This window comes from Rhodothermales bacterium (assembly GCA_034439735.1).
Taxonomy (GTDB): Bacteria; Bacteroidota; Rhodothermia; order Rhodothermales; family JAHQVL01; genus JAWKNW01.
The window spans coordinates 1-2,666 of sequence record JAWXAX010000049.1 but is presented as its reverse complement, the minus strand read 5'-3'; the positions used below and the strand labels follow the sequence as shown (position 1 = coordinate 2,666).

The following is a 2,666-nucleotide window of genomic DNA, read 5'->3' as shown; positions in this document are numbered from 1 at the left end:
TTCGAGCGCGATGCAGCGCATCTCGCGAGAAAAGGAACGACGAGCTGCGCGAAATCGGCGGAAAGACGCCTGCCTCGTTGATTGTCGACACACCCTAGCGCGTTCTGGTGGAAAGGCGATGCAAGACGCCTGAATCCAGACCAGTTATCCAGGCTGAGCCGCATGCTTCATGCGCTTGACCTGGCGCGATTGCCTGCAGATCTTAACTTTCCAGGTTGGCGGATACATCCGCTAAAGGGAGACTATCAGGGGTATTTCTCGCTGACTGTTTCCGGCAACTGGAGGCTCGTTTTTAGGTTCGATGGCGCCGATATTACCGACATCGACCTGGTTGATTACCATTAAGGGAGTTACCTATGACTAGCACGCATCCGCCGCATCCCGGTGAGTACCTCCTCGAAGATTGTATCAAGCCGCTCGGCTTATCCATATCAGAAGTGGCTCGCGGCCTCGGGGTTACGCGCAACACGTTGTCGCGCTTGATTAATGGGAAAAACGGCGTCTCGCCCGACATGGCGGTTCGGCTTTCAATGGCGTTCGGTAGCACGCCAGAAATGTGGTTGCGGCTTCAGAACGCGTACGATCTGGCGCACGTGGAAGATAACATTAAGGTGGAGCGATTTGCGGCGTAGCTCATATCGGTTGGAAACAAAAGTCACGTGCGGCTTGAGAGCGCGTGTCACCTCCGAATGCTCACCCGACTCTCCACGGCGGCTCCATCCACGCGCAGGCGGACGACATACGCCCCCTCGGACACCCGCCGGCCGGCGGCATCGGTGCCGTCCCACTCAGCCGAATGGGTACCGGCGGGGAGCGAGGCGTCCAGGATCGATCGTATGTCGCGGCCCAGGAGGTCGTAGACGGCGAGGGACACCCGGGCCGACTCATCTATGCGGAAGGGGATCGTCATCCGGTCGGTGAACGGGTTCGGGTAGATGGCCTCCAGCGCGAAACCCGCCGGCTGCTCGCCGGGCTCGACGCCCGTGCCTTCGGAGGCCACGAAGCGGTGGATCTGGCCGTCGAACCCGATGATGTAGAACTCGCCGGCCTCCGAGACGCCAAAAGCGGGGATGTTGAAGTCGGCCGTCAGAAGAGGGTCGACCACCGCCGGCGCCGTCCCGTCGTACGTCAGCGCCCAGATGCGGCGGGAAGCGAAGTCGGCAAAGATATACCGCCCCATCAGCTCGGGATTCCGGGACCCGCGGTAAACATGGCCTCCCGTAACGGAATTCCCGAGGTCGCGCCCGTATTCCCACACGGGCGGCGTGAGCGAGTCGGCCGGCACCATCGACTCCGGCTCGTGGTCCAGCGTGCCTTCCTTGAGATCCCAGCCGTAGTGTTTCCCCTTTTCGATGACGTCGATTTCTTCCAATCGGCCCTGGCCTACGTCGCCGGCCCACAGCCAGCCCGTCACGGTGTCGAAGCTCATCCGCCAGGGGTTGCGGACGCCGATCGCGAAGATCTCGTGTTTGAATTCGGCGTGCCCGGCAAAAGGGTTGTCGGCGGGGACCCGGTACCGTTCGGCCTCCGTCGAGGTGTCGACATCGATCCGGAGGATGGAGCCGAGGAGGGAACGCGGGTTCTGGGCGTAGTCCTGCGGGTCGCCACCGTCGCCACCGTCGCCGAGTCCGATGTAGAGGTAGCCATCCGGCCCGAAGAGAATCTGCCCGCCGTTGTGGTTGCTGTAGGGTTGGGGGATTTCGATGATGACGAGTTCGCTTGCGGCGTCTGCGGAATCGGGATCAGAAGAAACCGTCCACCGCGAGACGACCGAACGGCGGGGGTTGGAGGCCGAGTAATAGACGAAGAAGTGGCCGTTGGTCTCGTAGTCCGGATGAAAGGCGATGCCGAGCAAGCCTTCTTCGTTTCCGGTATTGACGCGCCCGTTGAGGTCCAGAAACACGCCGGCCTCGGTGGCGGCCTGGTCGTCCTGGAAGACTCGGACGCGGCCCTGGTGTTGTTCGAGGACGAAGAGCCGGTTGGAGCCGTCGCCGGCGTGCTGGAGGTCGACCGGGCGGTCGAACGACAGATTCGGGAAGGCGCGCTCGACGGTGGTCTGAGCGAGAGCAGGACTCACAAAGGCAAAGAGAAGGAGCGCGGCGAGGCGAGATTTCATCGTCGGGATACTGGCTTATGGATGGCGTGGGGCCGGGGAATTCGCCTACAAGCGGGGTGCCAGAATGGTCCCAGGGTCAGCCTTTGTCGACGGGTATGATCGGTTTGATCTGCTCCATCTCTACCGCCAGATTTTTGGCCATCCGGAAATCGTAGTCGGACTGGAGATTAAACCAGAAGCAGTCCGACATCCCCAGTGCTCTCCCCAGGCGCATCGAGGTTTCCGGGGAGATGGCACGTTTTCCATTCACTATCTCGCTGATGCGGCCGGCGGGTACACCCATCACTTCCGCCAGTTTGTTCTGGCTAATCCCAAGCGGCTCCAGATAATCCTTCAGGAGCAGCGTGCCCGGGTGGGTGAGTTCGGCGTGTGCGACAGGTTCAGCCATAGTGGTTGTTTAGTTCAACGTCGATTATCGCGTGTTACGAGAAATTGCGTGTGAGAGGGAACGCTAAGTACATTCACGTAAATCCTGTCGGATTATCGTGAGTGGTTTCAGGTTAAGGGTTCACAAACTGTTGAGATTTCTACAATCCAGGGCATCGTCATC

General features: G+C 60.5%; 4 protein-coding genes. 2 read left to right on the top strand and 2 right to left on the bottom strand.

Annotated elements, in window-relative coordinates; translation table 11 throughout:
• The first annotated feature begins 81 nt into the window (after nucleotides 1–81).
• Both SH809_03290 and SH809_03285 read left to right on the top strand, forming a co-directional pair.
• Nucleotides 82–345, top strand: coding sequence for a type II toxin-antitoxin system RelE/ParE family toxin (locus SH809_03290; protein MDZ4698709.1), 264 nt, complete (start codon nucleotides 82–84; stop codon nucleotides 343–345).
• An 11-nt stretch (nucleotides 346–356) separates the two neighbouring features.
• Nucleotides 357–632 (top strand): HigA family addiction module antitoxin, encoded by a 276-nt coding sequence (locus SH809_03285; GenBank protein ID MDZ4698708.1) that lies wholly within the window; start codon nucleotides 357–359, stop codon nucleotides 630–632.
• 47 nt (nucleotides 633–679) lie between these two features.
• Here SH809_03285 and SH809_03280 read toward each other — a convergent pair whose 3' ends face one another.
• On the bottom strand, nucleotides 680–2,116 hold the full coding sequence (locus SH809_03280) for a PQQ-dependent sugar dehydrogenase (GenBank protein ID MDZ4698707.1): 1,437 nt from the start codon (nucleotides 2,114–2,116) through the stop codon (nucleotides 680–682).
• 76 nt (nucleotides 2,117–2,192) lie between these two features.
• Nucleotides 2,193–2,504: a HigA family addiction module antitoxin gene (locus SH809_03275; protein ID MDZ4698706.1), complete on the bottom strand. Its 312-nt coding sequence runs from the start codon at nucleotides 2,502–2,504 to the stop codon at nucleotides 2,193–2,195.
• Nucleotides 2,505–2,666 lie beyond the last annotated feature (162 nt).

Excerpts from the sequence above, each read along its gene's own strand:
- SH809_03275 (MDZ4698706.1), bottom strand. The coding sequence starts at position 2,504 with ATGGCTGAACCTGTCGCACACGCCGAACTCACCCACCCGGGCACGCTG.
- SH809_03280 (MDZ4698707.1), bottom strand. The coding sequence starts at position 2,116 with ATGAAATCTCGCCTCGCCGCGCTCCTTCTCTTTGCCTTTGTGAGTCCT.
- SH809_03285 (MDZ4698708.1), top strand. The coding sequence starts at position 357 with ATGACTAGCACGCATCCGCCGCATCCCGGTGAGTACCTCCTCGAAGAT.